This window comes from Leclercia sp. GLN_9 (genome assembly GCF_043105735.1).
Taxonomy (GTDB): domain Bacteria; phylum Pseudomonadota; class Gammaproteobacteria; order Enterobacterales; family Enterobacteriaceae; genus Enterobacter; species Enterobacter adecarboxylatus.
Genome location: NZ_JBICLV010000032.1, coordinates 1 through 17,475 on the forward strand (window position 1 = coordinate 1; position 17,475 = coordinate 17,475).

A 17,475-nucleotide genomic window follows, 5' to 3' on the forward strand; every position below is an offset into this window, starting at 1 on the left:
GGAGACATTAAGAATCCATGTCACTTTGAGTGCCCACACAGATTGTCTGATAAATTGTTAAAGAGCAGTGCAACGCGGCTTTCGCTCACCGTTGCGAGGTGGCGTATATTACGCTTTCCTCTTTCAGAGTCAAGCGATTATTTCACGCTTTTCTCTGCTGACCCGGCGGCTTGTTTGCCGTTGTTCCGTGTCAGTGGAGGCGCATTATAGGCAGTTCTTTTGGGCTGGCAAGCATAAAATGAAAATTATTTGCTGACCGCTCAATTTCCAGGCAATTACGCATTCAGGCCTCTATTCTTGCCTGGTTTTTAAACAAAAACGAGCCTCTGGAGGCTCGTTTTTGCTTTTTTGTGACTTACTGCACTGCCACAATCTGGTCTTCTTTCTTCACCAGCTGTATCGGTTTGCCTGGAAGCAGCTTCCCGGAAAGGATTTGCTGAGCCAGCGGGTTTTCTATCTGTTGCTGAATGGCACGTTTCAAAGGACGCGCCCCGTACACCGGATCGTAACCATTTGCACTCAGCAGTTGCAGTGCGTCATCCGCAATATGCATTTCATAGCCACGCTCTTCAAGACGCTTATACAGCCGCTGCAGCTGAATACGGGCAATCGACGCAATGTGTTTTTCACCCAGAGGATGGAAGACCACGACTTCATCGATACGGTTGATAAACTCAGGACGGAAGCTGTGGCTAACCACGCCCATCACCAGATCCTTCATATGGCCGTAATCGAGTTCGCCAAAACGTTCCTGAATCAGATCGGAACCGAGGTTTGAGGTCATAATGACAACCGTATTACGGAAATCGACCGTTCTCCCCTGCCCGTCCGTCAGGCGACCATCATCCAATACCTGCAACAGAATATTGAACACATCCGGGTGCGCCTTCTCCACTTCATCCAGTAGGATGACGGAATACGGACGACGGCGAACCGCTTCTGTCAGATATCCGCCCTCTTCATAACCGACATATCCTGGAGGTGCCCCCACGAGGCGCGACACAGAATGTTTCTCCATAAACTCGGACATGTCGATACGCACCATCGCATCATCGCTATCGAACATAAAGTTCGCCAGCGCTTTACACAGTTCCGTTTTACCTACCCCAGTCGGGCCGAGGAACAGGAAGGAACCAATCGGGCGGTTAGGATCGGACAAACCTGCACGGCTACGGCGGATGGCATTCGATACCGCTTCAACCGCTTCATCCTGACCGATAACGCGATGATGAAGGTCTTCTTCCATTCGCAATAATTTGTCGCGTTCGCTCTCCATCATTCTGGCAACCGGGATACCGGTCCAGCGCGCCAGCACATCGGCAATTTCTGTTTCCGTCACTTTATTACGTAACAGACGCATGGTTTTACCTTCCAGCTGCGTTGCGGCTGCAAGCTGTTTTTCCAGCTCAGGAATTTTGCCGTACTGCAGCTCAGACATCTGCGCCAGATCGCCCACGCGACGTGCCTGCTCGATCGCTATTTTCGCCTGCTCCAGTTCGGCTTTGATCGTCTGAGTGCCGGAAAGGGAGGCTTTTTCCGCTTTCCACTCCTCTTCTAAGCCGGAATATTGGCGCTCTTTATCCTCCAGCTCTTCATTAAGCATATCCAGACGCTTTTTACTCGCTTCATCCGACTCTTTCTTCAGCGCTTGCTGCTCAAGCTTGAGCTGGATAATGCGCCGATCGAGTCTGTCCAGCTCTTCCGGTTTTGAATCAATCTGCATGCGAATACTGGAAGCGGCCTCATCGATAAGGTCGATCGCTTTGTCCGGTAACTGCCGGTCGGCAATATAACGATGTGACAACGTTGCTGCCGCCACGATAGCCGGGTCGGTGATCTGCACGTGGTGGTGCAGCTCATACCGCTCTTTCAAACCACGCAAAATGGCGATGGTATCTTCCACTGTCGGTTCAGCCACAAAGACTTTCTGGAAGCGACGCTCCAGCGCGGCATCTTTCTCAATGTACTGACGATACTCATCCAGCGTGGTAGCCCCAACGCAGTGCAGCTCACCGCGTGCCAGCGCCGGTTTCAGCATGTTCCCGGCATCCATGGCACCGTCGGCTTTACCGGCACCGACCATGGTGTGCAGTTCATCAATAAACAGGATGACGTTACCTTCCTGTTTGGCCAGATCGTTAAGTACGCCTTTTAAGCGCTCTTCGAATTCACCCCGGTATTTTGCACCCGCCACCAGCGCACCCATATCCAGCGCGAGTACGCGACGGCCTTTCAAGCCCTCCGGGACTTCACCATTAACGATACGCTGCGCTAACCCTTCGACAATGGCGGTTTTACCGACACCCGGCTCACCGATCAGGACCGGGTTATTTTTGGTCCGGCGCTGCAGTACCTGAATGGTACGGCGAATCTCTTCGTCACGGCCAATGACCGGGTCAAGCTTGCCCTGCTCAGCACGCTCGGTCAGGTCGACCGTATATTTCTTCAATGCCTGACGCTGGTCTTCGGCACCCTGATCGTTCACGTTCTCACCTCCGCGCATCTGTGCAATCGCCTGCGTCACATTAGCCGTAGTTGCACCGGCCGTTTTCAGCAGGTCGGTCAATGTGCCACGTGATTCAAGCGCCGCCAGAACAAACAGCTCTGACGAAATAAAATTGTCGCCGCGTTTCTGCGCCAGTTTGTCGCAAAGATTCAGTACGCGAACCAGATCCTGAGACGGCTGGACATCACCGCCCGTGCCTTCTACCTGAGGTAGACGGCTCAATGCCTGATCGATGGCTGTGCGTAACTGGCCCGCATTAATGCCGGCAGACGTAAGTAAAGGACGTACCGATCCCCCTTCCTGATTCAGTAAGGCGCTCATGAGATGAAGAGGTTCGATAAACTGGTTGTCGTGCCCCAGTGCGAGTGACTGGGCATCAGCGAGAGCAAGCTGGAATTTATTAGTAAGACGATCCAGACGCATAACTCCTCCCATAACAGGTCAAAATTGCTACTGGAGATTAAATGAGGTCATCCCTCAATTATTCAAGGTGAATGACCTGAATTATGCGAAAAGAAAACGGCGCGTACCGGATCGTCTTGATTCTATAGGTTATATCAGCCAAATGAAACTTGCCATACGCCCGGTCGTCTTGTCGCGGCGATAGGAAAAGAAATCACCCTTTTCGGTGAAAGTGCAGCGATCGCCGCCATAGATCTGGCTGATGCCGAGATGGGTCAGGCGTTGACGGGCAAGCTGATAAATATCGGCCATGTACTTCTCCCCCACCGGGCGAAAAGCACTCTCTGCCTGCGGATCGTGGGCCATAAAGGCTTCACGAACGTCGGAACCTACTTCAAAAGCCTGCGGGCCAATCGCCGGGCCGAGCCAGGCAAGAATGTTATCCGCGCTGTCAGCAAAGCAGGCAACCGTTTCTTCCAGCACGCCAGCACACAACCCGCGCCAGCCAGCATGGGCTGCAGCCACTTCGGTGCCTGCACGGTTGCAGAAAAGTACGGGCAAGCAGTCGGCTGTCATAACGGCACATACCGTGCCGGGCGTATTACTGTAAGAGGCGTCGGCGCGTTTCGAGGCATAGGGTTCCCCGGTAAGCCTGAGAACAGCCGTACCATGAACCTGCTCAAGCCAGACCGGTTTCGACGGCAACTGACCCGCAGCAAACATGCGCTGACGATTCTCTTCCACATGGTTGAGATCGTCGCCACAGTGCGCGCCCAGGTTTAATGACTCCCAGGCACCCTCACTGACACCCCCGATGCGGGTGGAACTGCAGGCCGCCACGCCTGCTGGCGCCGGCCACTGCGGGACAATCAGTTTGGTCATAACCAGTCCACGGCGTCCTTATGTTCTTCGAAATCAGCGCGCATGGCGTCGATCAGATCCACCATATCCTGTGGGATTGGCGCATGCCACTCCATCTCGATCCCGGTGATTGGATGATAGAGACGCAGCATGGTTGCATGCAGAGCCTGGCGATCGAATTTACGCAGCATCGCGATAAACTCTTCTGAGGCACCTTTCGGCGGACGCGGACGGCCACCGTACAACTGATCGCCCACCAGCGGATGGGTAATATGCGACATGTGCACACGGATCTGGTGAGTACGGCCGGTTTCCAGACGCAGACGCAGACGTGTATGGATGCGGAAATGTTCCATGATGCGATAGTGCGTAACCGCCGGTTTACCCATCGGATGAACGGACATATGGGTACGCTTGGTTGGGTGGCGGCTGATAGGCTGCTCAACCGTACCGCCGGAAGTCATATGCCCAATCGCGACCGCTTCGTATTCACGGGTGATTTCACGCAGCTGCAGCGACTCTACCAGACGCGTTTGCGCCGGAATGGTCTTCGCAACGACCATCAGGCCGGTGGTGTCTTTATCCAGACGGTGCACGATACCCGCACGCGGTACATCAGCGATTGGCGGATAGTAGTGCAGCAGCGCATTCAGCACGGTGCCGTCAGGGTTGCCTGCGCCAGGGTGTACAACAAAATCACGTGGCTTGTTGATCACTAAAATGTCGTCATCTTCGTAGACGATATTCAGTGGGAGATCCTGAGGCTCGAAACGAACTTCTTCTTCGATGTCAGCATTGATGGCGACCACTTCCCCACCCAACACTTTCTCTTTAGGCTTGTCCCAGATCTTGCCGTTTACCAGCACGCGCTGGTCAAGGATCCATTCTTTTATACGTGAACGCGAATAATCAGGGAACATTTCGGCCAAAGCCTGATCTAAGCGTTGTCCGAGTTGTTTTTCGGAGACTGTTGCGGTGAGTTCTACTCGTTGTGCCATAGACTGCTTCTTCGTTTAACGTTGGGTTTTACGGCTTTGCCGTTTAATATAGTGTGCTATTGTAGCTGGTCTTAATCGGGAGCAGGAAAGAGATTCTCCCGGACAAACATTTGAGGAAAGTCAAAACGTCATGACGCGCATGAAATATCTGGTGGCAGCGGCCACGTTGAGCCTGGCTTTGGTCGGCTGCTCCGGTTCGAATGAACAGGTCCCTGACAATCCGCCGAATGAAATCTATGCGACTGCTCAGCAAAAGCTGCAGGACGGTAACTGGAAACAGGCGATAACGCAACTGGAAGCGCTGGATAATCGTTATCCATTTGGCCCGTATTCCCAGCAGGTACAGTTGGATTTGATCTACGCCTACTATAAAAATGCCGATCTGCCACTGGCCCAGGCGACGATTGATCGCTTCATGCGTCTGAATCCGACCCATCCTAATATCGATTACGTCATGTATATGCGCGGCCTGACCAACATGGCACTGGATGACAGCGCGCTGCAAGGCTTCTTCGGTGTTGACCGTTCAGACCGTGACCCTCAGCACGCCCGCGATGCGTTCAATGACTTCTCTAAACTGGTACGTGGCTATCCGAACAGCCAGTACGTAACGGATGCCAGCAAACGTCTGGTGTTCCTGAAAGATCGTCTGGCGAAATACGAATACTCCGTTGCGGAATACTATACCCGCCGTGGCGCATACGTTGCCGTTGTGAACCGTGTTGAAGGTATGCTGCGTGATTACCCGGATACTCAGGCAACACGCGATGGTCTGAAGCTGATGGAAAATGCCTACCGCGAGCTGCAGATGACATCTCAGGCTGATAAAGTCGCGAAGATCATCGCCGCTAACAGCAGCAACACCTGATTCTTCGTTAAGATGCAAAACGGCAGCCTAAGGGCTGCCGTTTTTTTATGCATTTTCGGACTATGCTGAACCGGTTTAGCTCGCATCAATCCTATCAACTATGGCCGTAATTTCTTATAACGACAAGGTAAAAGTTGCTTCTTCCTGTCCTGCCTCACAAAAAGAATCCATTGACAAAAAGTGACATTAAAATGTGATTTGGATCACACAAATTGACATTAAGAACGGTATGCTGGAATCACCAAGACGGGAAAGACAAGAGGTAAAATTTATGACAATGAACATTACCAGTAAACAAATGGAAATTACTCCGGCTATCCGCCAGCACGTCGCAGACCGTCTCGCCAAACTGGATAAATGGCAAACACACTTGATTAACCCACATATCATTCTCTCTAAGGAGCCACAAGGTTTCATCGCTGACGCAACTATCAATACTCCAAACGGCCATCTGGTCGCCAGCGCGAAACATGAGGATATGTACACCGCCATCAACGATTTGATTAACAAGCTGGAACGGCAGCTCAATAAAGTGCAACACAAAGGTGAAGCCCGTCGCGCCACAACATCGGTGAAAGACGCCAGCTTCGCAGAAGAAGTTGAAGATGAATAATCCTTTACATTGAGTCTATCGCCAACGCGCCTTCGGGCGCGTTTTTTGTTTTTTATTGACAGGGTGAAAACAGTACAGGTACTTTAAGTCTGTCTTCTGAAGGAATCATTCATGACTGTAAAACCGTTTTTCTTCGCATTCTTTTTTACCTTCCCCTGATTGGGAGGCGTTTCGTCGTGTGATAAAGAATGCGAAGACGAACAACAAGGCCTCCCACCCCGGGAGGCCTTTTTTATTGATAACGATAATATAATTAAGGCAACGCTATGACACCGGAAAACCCGTTACTGGATTTGCGCGACAAGATCAGCGCTCTGGATGAGAAATTGCTGTCGCTGCTGGCCGAACGCCGCGCGCTGGCCGTGGAGGTAGGAAAAGCAAAGCTGGCCTCGCATCGTCCGGTACGCGACATCGACAGGGAGCGCGACCTGCTGGAACGCCTGATCGCTCTCGGCAAAACCCACCATCTCGACGCGCACTACATCACCCGCCTGTTCCAGCTGATTATTGAAGATTCCGTCCTCACGCAGCAGGCGTTGCTGCAACAGCATCTAAACAAAACTAACCCGCATTCGGCGCGTATTGCCTTCCTGGGGCCGAAAGGTTCCTATTCCCACCTTGCCGCGCGTCAGTATGCGGCCCGTCATTTCGAAGAGTTTATTGAAAGCGGCTGCGCGAAGTTCGCGGATATTTTTAATCAGGTGGAGACCGGACAAGCGGATTACGCTGTTGTGCCAATCGAGAACACCAGTTCCGGGGCGATCAATGACGTTTACGATTTGCTCCAGCACACCACCCTGTCGCTGGTTGGCGAGATGACGATCCCTATTGATCACTGCGTGCTGGTATCCGGCACCACAGACCTCGACAAAATCGAGACCGTCTATAGCCACCCGCAACCTTTCCAGCAGTGCAGTCAGTTCCTGAATCGTTATCCAGGCTGGAAAATTGAGTATACCGAAAGCACCTCAGCAGCAATGGAAAAGGTCGCGCAGGCCAATTCCCCAACCGTGGCTGCCCTTGGCAGCGAAGCGGGTGGCGCGCTGTATGGATTACAGGTGCTGGAGCGTAACCTGGCGAACCAGACGCAAAACATCACCCGTTTCATCGTGCTGGCACGTAAGGCGATCAATGTCTCCGATCAGGTCCCGGCCAAAACCACCCTGCTGATGGCGACCGGACAGCAGGCGGGTGCGCTGGTAGAAGCCCTGCTGGTCCTGCGCAATCACAATCTTATTATGACCAAACTGGAATCGCGTCCGATTCATGGCAATCCATGGGAAGAGATGTTCTATCTCGATATTCAGGCCAACCTGGAGTCTGCGTCCCTGCAGAAAGCCCTGCGTGAACTGGGTGAGATCACCCGCTCGATGAAAGTGCTGGGCTGCTATCCGAGCGAAAACGTGGTCCCGGTGGATCCGGTTTAACGCGCAATAAACGGGCCTTTTTTCACGCCTGCCACGCTGACGGGCAGGGTGAAAATGGCCCCGGAAAGCGGATATGCCGCCACTTCCTCTGGCTCCATATTCTCACGGGTGGTGGTGATAAACAGCGTCTTCATATCATCGCCCCCGAAACAAACCATCGTTGGGCAGCGCACCGGCAAGCGATATTCCTCCAGCTGTTCACCCTGCGGTGAAAAGCGGGCGATCCGCCAGCCGTCAAACAGTGCGCTCCAGTAACACCCCTCTGCATCCACTGCCGCACCGTCCGGGATCCCCTCTCCCGGCTTGAACCGACGAAAGACCTCCCGTTTCCCCGGCTCACCCTGCTCGTCCAGCGGCGTGCGATAGATCACCGCGTTAGGGGTGTCGGAAGTGTACATCCAGCGTTTGTCGTCGCTGAATGCCAGACCATTATGACCGTGGATATCACACTGGATAACCTCCGGCGTCAGGTCGTTATCGATCCGCATTAACAGAGCGCCGTTGTAGTCGCCCGGCGCCCAGAAGGTGCCAGCATAGAAGCGGCCGAAATGATCGGTTCCCCCGTCATTAAAACGCGCCAGCTGCGGGTTTGACGGATTATCACAAACCTTACGTTGCAACAGGCCGTGTTTATCCGCCAGCCAGATGCCCGTGCGCATGGCGACAATAAAGCCTCCCCCCTCGCGCAGCGCGAAACAGCCCACCTCTTCATGGAAGGATAAAACCGTATGTTCACCAGTGGGAAGGTGATAGCGGTGGATCTCGCCTTCCAGAATATCGGCCCAGTAGAGGGCGCTTTCCGCTTCGCTCCAGGTCGGACACTCCGGTAAGTGCCCCGTGTATTCAAACAGAACGCGTGGTTCAGCCATGACAAATCCCCAAAATGAAAAAAGCCAGCAGTGCTGGCTTTCAGTATATACATCATCAGATTACTGGCGACTGTCATTCGCCTGCCGCAGCAGAATGCGACTTTCGCTCTGGAAGCGCTGGGCATAATCGCCAAACCAGTGTTCAACTTTACGGAAGCTGTCGATAAACGCCTGCTTATCGCCGTGCTCCAGCAGGGTAATCGCCTCACCAAAACGCTGGTAGTAACGCTTGATCAGCGCCAGATTGTTGCCTGAAGACATAATAATATCGGCATACAGTTGCGGATCCTGGGCAAACAGTCGGCCAACCATTGCCAGTTCCAGGCGATAGATAGGTGACGACAGCGACAGCAACTGCTCAAGCTGGACATTCTCTTCCGCCAGATGCAGACCATACGCAAAGGTTGCGAAGTGGCGCAGCGCCTGGATAAAGGCCATGTTCTGATCATGTTCGACGGCGCTGATCCGGTGCAACCGCGCGCCCCACACCTGAATCTGCTCCAGGAACCACTGGTAGGCCTCTGGCTGACGGCCATCGCAGTAGACGACGACCTGCTTTGCCAGGCTGCCGCTGTCCGGGCCGAACATCGGGTGCAGGCCCAGCACCGGGCCGTTATGCGCGGCCAGCATCGCCTGCAGCGGGCCATTTTTTACCGAAGCCAGATCGACAAGAATGCAGTCTTCCGGCAGCGGTGGCAATTTAGCAATAATCTCTTCAGTGACATGAATCGGTACGCTGACAATAACCATGCCCGCATCGGCCACCATGGTCTGCGCCTGCGCCCAATCCTCTTTTTCGAGAATGCGCACCTGATAGCCCGAGAGCGTGAGCATCTTCTCAAACAGACGCCCCATCTGCCCGCCGCCACCGACAATCACTACCGGACGCAGCGTCGGACAGAGGGTTTTAAATCCTTTGTCGTTTTCGCTGGAGTAAGATTCCCGCATCACGCGGCGCAGCACATCTTCAATCAGATCTGGCGAAACGCCCAGCGCCTCGGCCTCTTTTCGCCGGGATGCCAGCATGGAGGCTTCGCGCTCCGGCACGTAAATCGGTAAACCGTATTTACTTTTCACTTCGCCAACTTCAGCGACCAGCGACATCCGGCGCGCCAGCAGATCCAGTAACGCCTTATCCACCTCGTCAATTTGATCGCGCAAGGCGGTCAATTCAGCAACCATAACAAACCTCTTAAGCCAGACGCGTCGCCAACTGGCCGTTCAAATCTTTGTGGATCTCACGCAGCAGCGCGTCGGTGGTTTCCCAGCTAATGCAGGCATCGGTCACGGAAACCCCGTGTTTCATGGCGCTGCGCGGCTGTTCAGATGACTGATTGCCTTCATGGATATTGCTTTCAATCATCAGACCAATAATCGAACGGTTGCCATCTTTAATCTGCGCGACGACGGATTCCGCCACCGCAGGCTGACGACGGTAATCTTTATTGGAATTACCATGACTGCAATCTACCATCAGCGCCGGGCGCAGTCCTGCCTGTTCCATCTCTTTTTCACACTGGGCCACATCTGCCGGGCTGTAGTTCGGCGCTTTGCCGCCGCGCAGGATGACATGGCCATCCGGGTTGCCCTGGGTCTGCAGCAGACAGACCTGGCCGGCCTGGTTGATACCGACAAAACGGTGCGGCATAGCGGCGGCACGCATGGCGTTGATAGCGGTTGCCAGACTACCGTCGGTGCCGTTTTTGAAGCCGACCGGCATGGAGAGGCCCGATGCCATCTCACGGTGCGTCTGCGACTCGGTAGTACGGGCGCCAATCGCTGACCAGCTGAACAGATCGCCCAGGTATTGCGGGCTGTTCGGATCCAGCGCCTCTGTTGCCAGCGGCAGCCCCATGCTAACCAGTTCCACCAGAAGATTACGCGCAATCTTCAGGCCTGCTTCCACATCAAACGAGCCATCCATGTGCGGATCGTTAATCAACCCTTTCCAGCCGACGGTGGTACGAGGTTTTTCAAAATAGACGCGCATGACCAGGTAGAGGCTATCGCTGACCTCCTCGGCCAGGGCTTTAAAGCGGTGCGCATATTCGATGGCAGTTTCTGGATCATGAATGGAGCACGGACCACAGACGACCAGCAGACGCGGATCGCGGCCGGCAATAATGTCAGAGATGGTCTGGCGGGAGTGCGCAATTTGCGCCTCTTGTTCAACGCTCAGCGGGAATTCCGCTTTCAGTTGATCCGGGGTGATCAAAACATGTTCATCACTAATATGTACGTTATTCAGCGCGTCTTTTTGCATGATTGCGATCCTGGAAGCTCGTTTGCGATAGTAGTTTCCTCGATGAGGAAGCCCAACGATACCACACCAAGTAAAGATTTCAATCCAAAATACGTAAATAATACTTTACAACACCCACTTTAAAGCAAAAAACATTCGATTAACGTGTAACGTAAAAATTACAGTGTGCGTTGACCACGCCAGGCTATGCTCAATGGAAAAGGGAGAATGTCTTATGCGCCTGATTATTACCTCGACGCTGTGCCTGTTTTTAACTGCCTGCCAGATCGATCCTTACACCCATCAACCACACTGGACGGGAACCGACTGGCAGAGTGCCGGTAAAGAAGACGCCATGAATGGCGTGGCGGTAAAATCCAATGAATCCCTTGCTGCTAATTTTAACGATCCCAAAGTGGATCGCCGGGCTTATCTCAGCGGATATAAAGACGGGCAAGAGAAAATATGTCAGGAAAACTTTGTATACGCCTGGGGATTAGCTGGCCGAATATTCCCCGCCAGCTGTGACACTGCCGAAAACGCCACTGCCCTGCGAACTGCCTGGAAACAGGGAATGGATGAAGGAACCAAAGCCAGCCGTTTAAATTAATTTTATCAACGCCAACCCGTTAATTAAGTAAGTAAGATTGTCCTTAAGCCACTACACAGGCTTTTGGCATAATGACTGTACGGGTAAAAAATGCTATTCTGCCCGCGAAACTCAAGAACGACTATTTCCAGAGTGGTGTGGCGGATTCTGGTGTGTAACTTATTTCTTATCTCCTGGTATCGGGCGGCATTGGTACTGTTGTTATCACTGCCCTGCGGACTCGCTATTGGCGCAACATTATCCGAAACGGATAAATCGGTTCGCACTATTGTCTCCGGGATCGTCAGTTATACCCGCTGGCCTGCACTCTCTGGCAAGCCGAATCTGTGTATTTTCGCCACTTCCGGCTATGTTGAAGCGCTCAGTGCCGATGGCCCGGACACGCTGCCCTACACCCCCGTGCTTATTCATGATGATCGGGAAGCAATGAGTGCAGAATGTCATGCGCTCTATTTTGGCAGTGAATCCCCGAGCCACCAGCTTGAATTAAGCCAGGCGTTTCATGCCCGACCGTTACTATTAATCGCGGAGCAAAATCCGCAATGCCTTATAGGTAGTGCTTTCTGCCTGATAATAGACAGTGCCAGAGTAAGATTTTCCGTCAATCTGGATGTGCTGTCGCGCAGCGGAGTCAGAGTCAATCCTGATGTGCTAATGCTCGCACGGAATAAAAAGCATGAATAAGGGAATTTCCTCAGCGCCGCGTCCAACATTCAAAAGGACTCTGCGGCGCATCAGTATTATTAGCGTCCTCATTACCATGACGCTCGTCTGGCTATTATTGTGCATTGCTTCTGTGGTCACGCTAAAACAGTATGCTCAACGTAACCTTGAATTAACCAGCGCCACCATGAGCCGCAGCCTGGAGGCGACGCTGGTCTTCAATGATGCTGCCGCCGCCAACGAAGCGCTGGCCTCCCTCGGCAAGCAAGGGCAAATCTCAGCGGCAGAATTGCTGGATCGCGACGATAATCGTTTTGCCGCGTGGTCGATGGGGCCGAACAGTGACGCAGATCCGCTCAGCCAGCTGGTCAGCCAGTGGTTATTCCCGCATCCCATCAGACAGCGCGTCTGGCATAATAATTTGCCGATTGGTGAGTTACACCTCACCGCACGGGATAGCCTGATCAGCCACTTCCTCTGGACGTCGCTGGCGGTATTAACAGGCTGCATCATGTTTGCCTCTCTGGTGGCATTAACCATCACCCGCACCCTGCATATTGGCGTTGTGACCGCCCTGCAAAACATTACCGATGTGGTGCACGACGTGCGTTCAAACCGGAACTTCTCCCGCCGGGTTTCTCAGGAGCGCATTGAAGAATTTCATCGCTTCGGCCAGGACTTCAACAGCCTGCTGGATGAGATGGAAGAGTGGCAGCTAAAATTGCAGGCCAAAAACGCCCAACTGATGCGTACCGCCATGCACGATCCCCTCACCGGTCTGGCTAACCGGGCCGCTTTTCGCATCCGCATTGCTGCGCTGATGAATGATTTCTCTGCGCGAACCCACTCCGCCCTGCTCTTCCTTGATGGCGATGACTTTAAGCGTATTAACGATACCTGGGGCCATGCCGCGGGCGATGCAGTGCTGATTGAAGTGGCCCGCAGAATGGTCGAGTTTGGCGGCGAACAACATCAGTCTTACCGTCTGGGCGGGGATGAGTTTGCCATCATCCTGTATGACGTCCATTCGGAGCACGAGGTATTACGCCTCTGCGCCGCACTGACACAACAATTCAGCCCGTCCTATGAACTGCACAACGGGTTCTCCTCCCGGATGTCGCTTAGCATTGGCTACGCGCTGAGCTGGCAGCATCACTCTGTTGAAGCGTTAGTAGAGCAAGCCGACCGAAATATGTATTCGGTGAAGCACCAGCGTTCGAAAATCACATCGTAGAAAGGAACACATCATGTTAAGGCGATACATCAAACCGCTCGTTATGGCATCCATGCTACTGGCCGGGTGCCAGACGCCACAGGGCAAATTTAGCCCTGAGCAGGTCGCCGCCATGAAGTCTTACGGCTTTAATGAAATGAACGGTGACTGGTCGCTTGGCCTCTCCGCGAAGATTCTGTTTGGTAAAAACGAATATAAACTGCAGCCTGAGAGTGAGCAGCAGATCAAAAGCATGGCTGCCCGTCTTGCCGCAACGGGGCTCAAGCACGCACGCATGGACGGGCATACCGATAATTACGGCGAAGAGAGCTACAACAAAGCGTTGTCCCTGAAGCGGGCGGATGTGGTTGCCGATGCCTGGGCGCAGGGAGCCAGTATTCCACGCAGCAATCTCACAACCCAGGGATTAGGTAAGCAATATCCTGTCGCGGATAATAAAACTGCCCAGGGGCGTGCCGAAAACCGCCGCGTGGCGGTCGTAATCAGCACGCCCTGAGTCGTTATTTCGTCGATTTGGCGAGGGATAACCTGGATGCCGCGCGCCAGCGCAGCCAGTCAATGATGACAAACAGCGCCAGGCTACAGCCCATTACCGGCATCATAAGCCCCAGTGCTACGCTGATAGCCAAAGAAACTACGCGCCCCCCCAGCGGCAACGCCAGCCAGCTCTGACACAGTGTCTGCGCGGGATCCGTTGCCGCCTGCCGTGGCCGGCGCATCCACCACATCCGGTATCCCCACACAATCATGATGCACAGCGCGAGACCAAAGACGATGAGCAGCAGCTGGTTTGGCAGGCCAAACAGCACCCCCATGTGGAAATCCACGCCCCAACGGGTCAGTTTGGCCATCAACGGATAATCCGCAAACCGGGTGTGATCGACAACGGTCAGGGTCGCGGGATCAACGGCAACCGCATCCACCTGAGTCGGCCAGCGGCGATCGATCTCCGTTACCGTCCACGCCATTGCAGCCTTCTTCGCCGGACGTATCTCCAGCTTGCTGGCATCAATTCCCGCCGCATTTGCCGCCTTCAGTACGCCGTCATAGAGGGCCAGGTCAGGTTTCATTTCCGGCATGGGCATAGTCATGTGATGACCGTGGTGCTCAGCATGCGGATCGGGGGTCTCTGCCGGGCCATGCAGCTGCGTATTAACCTGCGGGGTGAGCCAGTTCATCTCTGCCCGCAGTTTATCCACGTTACCGCCCGCCCACTGGGACCAGGTCAGGCCGGTCGCCGAGAAGAGCAACATGCCCAGCAACAGGCTCCAGCCGAGGGATACATGCAAACGACGGCGCTGCTGAAAACGGTTGTTGATGCGCCGTTTGGGTCGGGTATAGAACCATAATGCAATCCCACCCAGGGCGGCGATCCACATCCACGATGCGGCAAGCTCGCTGTAAAGGCGTCCCACATCCCCGAGTAGCAAAGACCGATGCAGATAGTCAATTTGCTGGCGGAACGGCAGGATCCCGCTGGTGCCGTAGACGGTCATATCCCCGCGCACCGCCAGGCTAACCGGATCGATAAAGATGGCCCGGTTTTCCGAAGGCTTCAGGGCCGGATCAATGTACATCACCCGGGTAGTTTCCTGTGATGCCAGGCCCGGACGCACCGCCTGCAGCTGCAGCTTTCCGCCGGTGACCTTTTCCGCTACCGCAATTTGCTCAGCAAGGGGACGCGCTGTGCCCTCGCTCTCGCTGTAAAGCGCATGATGATACAGCGCGTTTTCCAGCTGCGGCGTGGCGACATACAGCGTTCCTGACAACGCGGCGATAAAAATAAACGGCCCGACAAACAGACCAATATAGAAGTGAAGACGACGCAACAGGTTGCCCCATGCTGCGCGCGGAGTGCAGGTAGTCATGCTTTCCCTTTTCTAAGGTAAAAAGTTATCGGTACACCGGGGTGTACGTATTTTTAGATGGATTAAGCAGACAGTTGCGGTGGCGCGCGGGTATCGGGACAAAGCCAGGGGAAGAAATGCCAGTGGTGTACGGCAGGTCGTGGCGGCGTGAGGCGCTGTCTGAGTAAGACCGCGCATAACAACAGTACCAGCGCCAGGATGACACCCGGCACGTGGGCCAACAGTACGCAGTAACCGCAGGCTTCGGCGTGATCGACAGGAATGCTTTCAGACGGTGCATGGTGGTGATCCGCCATCATGCTCATGTCGTGGTGCATGCCGGGCATTGCGCTCATGGGATCTTTTTGCAACGAGACGGAAACCAGCGGCGCGAAGACGATCATCAGGATCGCAAATAACGCGAGACCTGCCGCGATACGTTGCCACTGTGCCTGATGCTGTTTAGTCGTCACTTACCCTCCGTTAGAGCGGGGACATTGTAAACGATTTATGAAGGATAGGTTAACGTACAGAGCACTGATGGATAAAAAAAGGGCCAGCCTTTCGGCCAGCCCTTTTTACAGGATGTCGCTTAAGCGAATCTTAGTTCAGACGCTCTTTAATACGAGCAGACTTACCAGTACGCTCACGCAGGTAGTACAGTTTAGCTTTACGTACAGCACCACGACGTTTAACAGCAATGCTGTCAACTACCGGAGAGTGAGTCTGGAAGACACGCTCAACGCCTTCGCCGTTGGAAATTTTACGAACAGTGAATGCAGAGTGCAGACCGCGGTTACGAATAGCGATAACCACGCCCTCGAATGCCTGCAGACGTTTTTTGGAACCTTCAACAACCCATACTTTCACTTCCACGGTATCACCCGGACGGAAGGAAGGTACGTCCTGCTTCATCTGCTCTTGTTCAAGTTGCTTAATAATGTTGCTCATAATTTAATCTCTTATCCTGGGTAAACTGATATTCGGGGGCCTCAGGCCATCCCATCATGTTTCTGTTGCTGGTGCGCGTGTTCTTTTTTGAACTCGGCCAACAACTTTGCTTGCTCTTCAGTCAGAGCCAGGTTTTCCAGAAGTTCAGGTCTTCTAAGCCAGGTACGGCCCAGCGACTGCTTCAGACGCCAGCGACGAATCTCGGCATGGTTTCCCGACAGTAATACTGGCGGAACCTCCATCCCTTCTAACACTTCAGGACGGGTATAGTGTGGACAGTCCAGCAATCCGTCAGCAAAAGAGTCTTCTGTTGCTGATGCTTCATGGCCCAGAACCCCCGGAATAAACCGGGAAACCGAGTCAATCAGCGTCATTGCCGGTAACTCACCACCGCTGAGAACGTAATCGCCGATAGACCATTCTTCGTCAATCTCGGTCTGAATTACGCGCTCATCTATCCCTTCGTAGCGACCGCAAACCAGAATTATTTTCTGATTCGTTGCCAGTTCGCTGACGCCCGCTTGATCAAGCTTGCGTCCCTGAGGTGACAGATAAATCACCTTTGCGCCTTCACCTGCCGCGGCTTTTGCTGCTGCGATGGCATCCTTTAAAGGTTGTACCATCATGAGCATCCCCGGTCCGCCGCCGTAAGGACGATCGTCCACGGTACGGTGCCGGTCATGCGTGAAGTCACGTGGACTCCAGCTCTCGATGCTCAGCAGGCCATTTTTTACTGCCCGGCCAGTTACCCCGTAATCAGTAATCGCGCGGAACATTTCAGGAAACAGGCTAATAATGCCAATCCACATAGCGCCGTCTTTTACCGTTTTCAGGAGAATTTAAAAACCAGGATCCCAATCTACTTCGATAGTACGAGTAGCGAGATCGACTTTCTTGATAACCTGCCCATCGAGGAACGGAACCAGCCGCTCCTTGATGCCAAACGCATCTTTCAGGTTTGCCTTAATGACGAGAACGTCATTGGATCCGGTTTCCATCATATCGATGACTTTCCCCAGACCGTAACCTTCGGTAGTGACCACCTGGCAACCAATAAGGTCTTTCCAGTAGTAACCCTCTTCCAGTTCAGGCAACTGCGACGAATCCACGACAATTTCACAATTGGTCAGTGCATTCGCGGCATCGCGATCGTCAATGCCTTTCAGCTTGATAACGATGTCCTGATTGTGGTGACGCCAGCTTTCCAGCTCGACCTCTTGCCACTGACCCGCCTTCTGGATAAACCAGGGCTGATAGTCAAAAATGCTTTCGGCGTCTTCGGTGGAGGAAAACACTCTGAGCCAACCACGGATACCGTAGCAAGAACCCATTTTGCCCAATACAATCGGTTCAACAGGTGCTTTTTTGCTCATCATGACCACCG

General features: G+C 53.6%; 19 protein-coding genes and 1 other annotated feature. Of the genes, 8 read left to right on the forward strand and 11 right to left on the reverse strand.

Annotated features, from left to right (window positions below):
• Nucleotides 1-355: 355 nt before the first annotated feature.
• The 3 genes from clpB to rluD all read right to left on the reverse strand — a co-directional run bounded on the left by clpB (nt 356) and on the right by rluD (nt 4,767).
• A complete protein-coding gene (gene clpB, locus ACF8PE_RS19125; RefSeq protein ID WP_032613229.1) occupies nt 356-2,929 on the reverse strand; it encodes an ATP-dependent chaperone ClpB in 2,574 nt (857 codons plus the stop codon).
• 129 nt (nt 2,930-3,058) lie between these two features.
• The gene (gene yfiH / locus ACF8PE_RS19130; protein WP_059307379.1) at nt 3,059-3,790 is read right to left on the reverse strand and encodes a purine nucleoside phosphorylase YfiH; all 732 of its coding nucleotides are present in this window, start codon (nt 3,788-3,790) and stop codon (nt 3,059-3,061) included.
• The gene (gene rluD, locus ACF8PE_RS19135) at nt 3,787-4,767 is read right to left on the reverse strand and encodes a 23S rRNA pseudouridine(1911/1915/1917) synthase RluD (RefSeq protein WP_059307378.1); all 981 of its coding nucleotides are present in this window, start codon (nt 4,765-4,767) and stop codon (nt 3,787-3,789) included. Before rluD ends, yfiH begins: the two co-directional genes overlap by 4 nt.
• A 130-nt stretch (nt 4,768-4,897) precedes the next feature.
• Here rluD and bamD point away from each other — a divergent pair, with 130 nt between their 5' ends.
• The 4 genes from bamD to pheA all read left to right on the forward strand — a co-directional run bounded on the left by bamD (nt 4,898) and on the right by pheA (nt 7,675).
• Nucleotides 4,898-5,635: an outer membrane protein assembly factor BamD gene (gene bamD / locus ACF8PE_RS19140; RefSeq protein WP_032613235.1), complete on the forward strand. Its 738-nt coding sequence runs from the start codon at nt 4,898-4,900 to the stop codon at nt 5,633-5,635.
• Nucleotides 5,636-5,906: 271 nt separating this feature from the next.
• Nucleotides 5,907-6,248 carry a ribosome-associated translation inhibitor RaiA gene (gene raiA / locus ACF8PE_RS19145; protein WP_032613238.1) on the forward strand — a complete coding sequence of 114 codons (342 nt, stop codon included), beginning with the start codon at nt 5,907-5,909 and terminating at the stop codon, nt 6,246-6,248.
• 110 nt (nt 6,249-6,358) lie between these two features.
• Nucleotides 6,359-6,484: a sequence feature (Phe leader region), on the forward strand.
• Nucleotides 6,360-6,407 carry a hypothetical protein gene (locus tag ACF8PE_RS19150; RefSeq protein ID WP_193767862.1) on the forward strand — a complete coding sequence of 16 codons (48 nt, stop codon included), beginning with the start codon at nt 6,360-6,362 and terminating at the stop codon, nt 6,405-6,407. It overlaps the preceding feature by 48 nt.
• 30 nt (nt 6,485-6,514) lie before the next feature.
• Nucleotides 6,515-7,675 carry a bifunctional chorismate mutase/prephenate dehydratase gene (gene pheA, locus ACF8PE_RS19155; RefSeq protein WP_032613240.1) on the forward strand — a complete coding sequence of 387 codons (1,161 nt, stop codon included), beginning with the start codon at nt 6,515-6,517 and terminating at the stop codon, nt 7,673-7,675.
• Here the strand turns inward: pheA and ACF8PE_RS19160 are convergent.
• From ACF8PE_RS19160 to aroF, 3 genes are read right to left on the reverse strand one after another with little or no spacing between them, the layout of a single operon-like run.
• A complete protein-coding gene (locus tag ACF8PE_RS19160; protein ID WP_032613242.1) occupies nt 7,672-8,544 on the reverse strand; it encodes an SMP-30/gluconolactonase/LRE family protein in 873 nt (290 codons plus the stop codon). The two genes, pheA and ACF8PE_RS19160, sit on opposite strands and share 4 nt — an antisense overlap.
• Before the next feature lie 60 nt (nt 8,545-8,604).
• Nucleotides 8,605-9,726, reverse strand: coding sequence for a bifunctional chorismate mutase/prephenate dehydrogenase (gene tyrA / locus ACF8PE_RS19165; RefSeq protein WP_103792473.1), 1,122 nt, complete (start codon nt 9,724-9,726; stop codon nt 8,605-8,607).
• Nucleotides 9,727-9,736: 10 nt separating this feature from the next.
• Nucleotides 9,737-10,807, reverse strand: a complete 1,071-nt coding sequence (gene aroF / locus ACF8PE_RS19170; RefSeq protein ID WP_032613246.1) for a 3-deoxy-7-phosphoheptulonate synthase AroF — start codon at nt 10,805-10,807, stop codon at nt 9,737-9,739.
• Between the two features lie 214 nt (nt 10,808-11,021).
• Between aroF and ACF8PE_RS19175 the strand changes: the two genes are divergently transcribed.
• The 4 genes from ACF8PE_RS19175 to ACF8PE_RS19190 all read left to right on the forward strand — a co-directional run bounded on the left by ACF8PE_RS19175 (nt 11,022) and on the right by ACF8PE_RS19190 (nt 13,789).
• Entirely contained in the window at nt 11,022-11,396 is a 375-nt protein-coding gene (locus tag ACF8PE_RS19175) for a DUF2799 domain-containing protein (protein WP_032613248.1), read from the forward strand.
• Between the two features lie 150 nt (nt 11,397-11,546).
• Nucleotides 11,547-12,080, forward strand: coding sequence for a YfiR family protein (locus ACF8PE_RS19180; RefSeq protein ID WP_032613250.1), 534 nt, complete (start codon nt 11,547-11,549; stop codon nt 12,078-12,080).
• On the forward strand, nt 12,073-13,293 hold the full coding sequence (gene dgcN / locus ACF8PE_RS19185) for a diguanylate cyclase DgcN (RefSeq protein WP_032613252.1): 1,221 nt from the start codon (nt 12,073-12,075) through the stop codon (nt 13,291-13,293). Before ACF8PE_RS19180 ends, dgcN begins: the two co-directional genes overlap by 8 nt.
• A 13-nt stretch (nt 13,294-13,306) precedes the next feature.
• Nucleotides 13,307-13,789, forward strand: a complete 483-nt coding sequence (locus tag ACF8PE_RS19190; RefSeq protein WP_191152337.1) for an OmpA family protein — start codon at nt 13,307-13,309, stop codon at nt 13,787-13,789.
• 4 nt (nt 13,790-13,793) lie between these two features.
• Here ACF8PE_RS19190 and ACF8PE_RS19195 read toward each other — a convergent pair whose 3' ends face one another.
• The 5 genes from ACF8PE_RS19195 to rimM form a co-directional block, all read right to left on the reverse strand.
• Nucleotides 13,794-15,161 carry a PepSY-associated TM helix domain-containing protein gene (locus ACF8PE_RS19195; RefSeq protein WP_392495181.1) on the reverse strand — a complete coding sequence of 456 codons (1,368 nt, stop codon included), beginning with the start codon at nt 15,159-15,161 and terminating at the stop codon, nt 13,794-13,796.
• 62 nt (nt 15,162-15,223) lie between these two features.
• Nucleotides 15,224-15,613, reverse strand: a complete 390-nt coding sequence (locus ACF8PE_RS19200; protein ID WP_032613259.1) for a DUF2946 domain-containing protein — start codon at nt 15,611-15,613, stop codon at nt 15,224-15,226.
• Nucleotides 15,614-15,743: 130 nt separating this feature from the next.
• Nucleotides 15,744-16,091: a 50S ribosomal protein L19 gene (gene rplS / locus ACF8PE_RS19205; protein WP_002914145.1), complete on the reverse strand. Its 348-nt coding sequence runs from the start codon at nt 16,089-16,091 to the stop codon at nt 15,744-15,746.
• Nucleotides 16,092-16,132: 41 nt separating this feature from the next.
• Complete coding sequence (gene trmD / locus ACF8PE_RS19210; RefSeq protein WP_032613261.1) at nt 16,133-16,900, reverse strand: tRNA (guanosine(37)-N1)-methyltransferase TrmD; 768 nt, start codon at nt 16,898-16,900, stop codon at nt 16,133-16,135.
• Between the two features lie 30 nt (nt 16,901-16,930).
• Nucleotides 16,931-17,467 (reverse strand): ribosome maturation factor RimM, encoded by a 537-nt coding sequence (gene rimM, locus ACF8PE_RS19215; RefSeq protein ID WP_370462877.1) that lies wholly within the window; start codon nt 17,465-17,467, stop codon nt 16,931-16,933.
• Between the last annotated feature and the right edge of the window lie 8 nt (nt 17,468-17,475).

Excerpts from the sequence above, each read along its gene's own strand:
- clpB (WP_032613229.1), bottom strand. The coding sequence starts at position 2,929 with ATGCGTCTGGATCGTCTTACTAATAAATTCCAGCTTGCTCTCGCTGAT.
- yfiH (WP_059307379.1), bottom strand. The coding sequence starts at position 3,790 with ATGACCAAACTGATTGTCCCGCAGTGGCCGGCGCCAGCAGGCGTGGCG.
- rluD (WP_059307378.1), bottom strand. The coding sequence starts at position 4,767 with ATGGCACAACGAGTAGAACTCACCGCAACAGTCTCCGAAAAACAACTC.
- bamD (WP_032613235.1), top strand. The coding sequence starts at position 4,898 with ATGACGCGCATGAAATATCTGGTGGCAGCGGCCACGTTGAGCCTGGCT.
- raiA (WP_032613238.1), top strand. The coding sequence starts at position 5,907 with ATGACAATGAACATTACCAGTAAACAAATGGAAATTACTCCGGCTATC.
- pheA (WP_032613240.1), top strand. The coding sequence starts at position 6,515 with ATGACACCGGAAAACCCGTTACTGGATTTGCGCGACAAGATCAGCGCT.
- ACF8PE_RS19160 (WP_032613242.1), bottom strand. The coding sequence starts at position 8,544 with ATGGCTGAACCACGCGTTCTGTTTGAATACACGGGGCACTTACCGGAG.
- tyrA (WP_103792473.1), bottom strand. The coding sequence starts at position 9,726 with ATGGTTGCTGAATTGACCGCCTTGCGCGATCAAATTGACGAGGTGGAT.
- aroF (WP_032613246.1), bottom strand. The coding sequence starts at position 10,807 with ATGCAAAAAGACGCGCTGAATAACGTACATATTAGTGATGAACATGTT.
- ACF8PE_RS19175 (WP_032613248.1), top strand. The coding sequence starts at position 11,022 with ATGCGCCTGATTATTACCTCGACGCTGTGCCTGTTTTTAACTGCCTGC.
- dgcN (WP_032613252.1), top strand. The coding sequence starts at position 12,073 with ATGAATAAGGGAATTTCCTCAGCGCCGCGTCCAACATTCAAAAGGACT.
- ACF8PE_RS19190 (WP_191152337.1), top strand. The coding sequence starts at position 13,307 with ATGTTAAGGCGATACATCAAACCGCTCGTTATGGCATCCATGCTACTG.
- ACF8PE_RS19195 (WP_392495181.1), bottom strand. The coding sequence starts at position 15,161 with ATGACTACCTGCACTCCGCGCGCAGCATGGGGCAACCTGTTGCGTCGT.
- rplS (WP_002914145.1), bottom strand. The coding sequence starts at position 16,091 with ATGAGCAACATTATTAAGCAACTTGAACAAGAGCAGATGAAGCAGGAC.
- trmD (WP_032613261.1), bottom strand. The coding sequence starts at position 16,900 with ATGTGGATTGGCATTATTAGCCTGTTTCCTGAAATGTTCCGCGCGATT.
- rimM (WP_370462877.1), bottom strand. The coding sequence starts at position 17,467 with ATGATGAGCAAAAAAGCACCTGTTGAACCGATTGTATTGGGCAAAATG.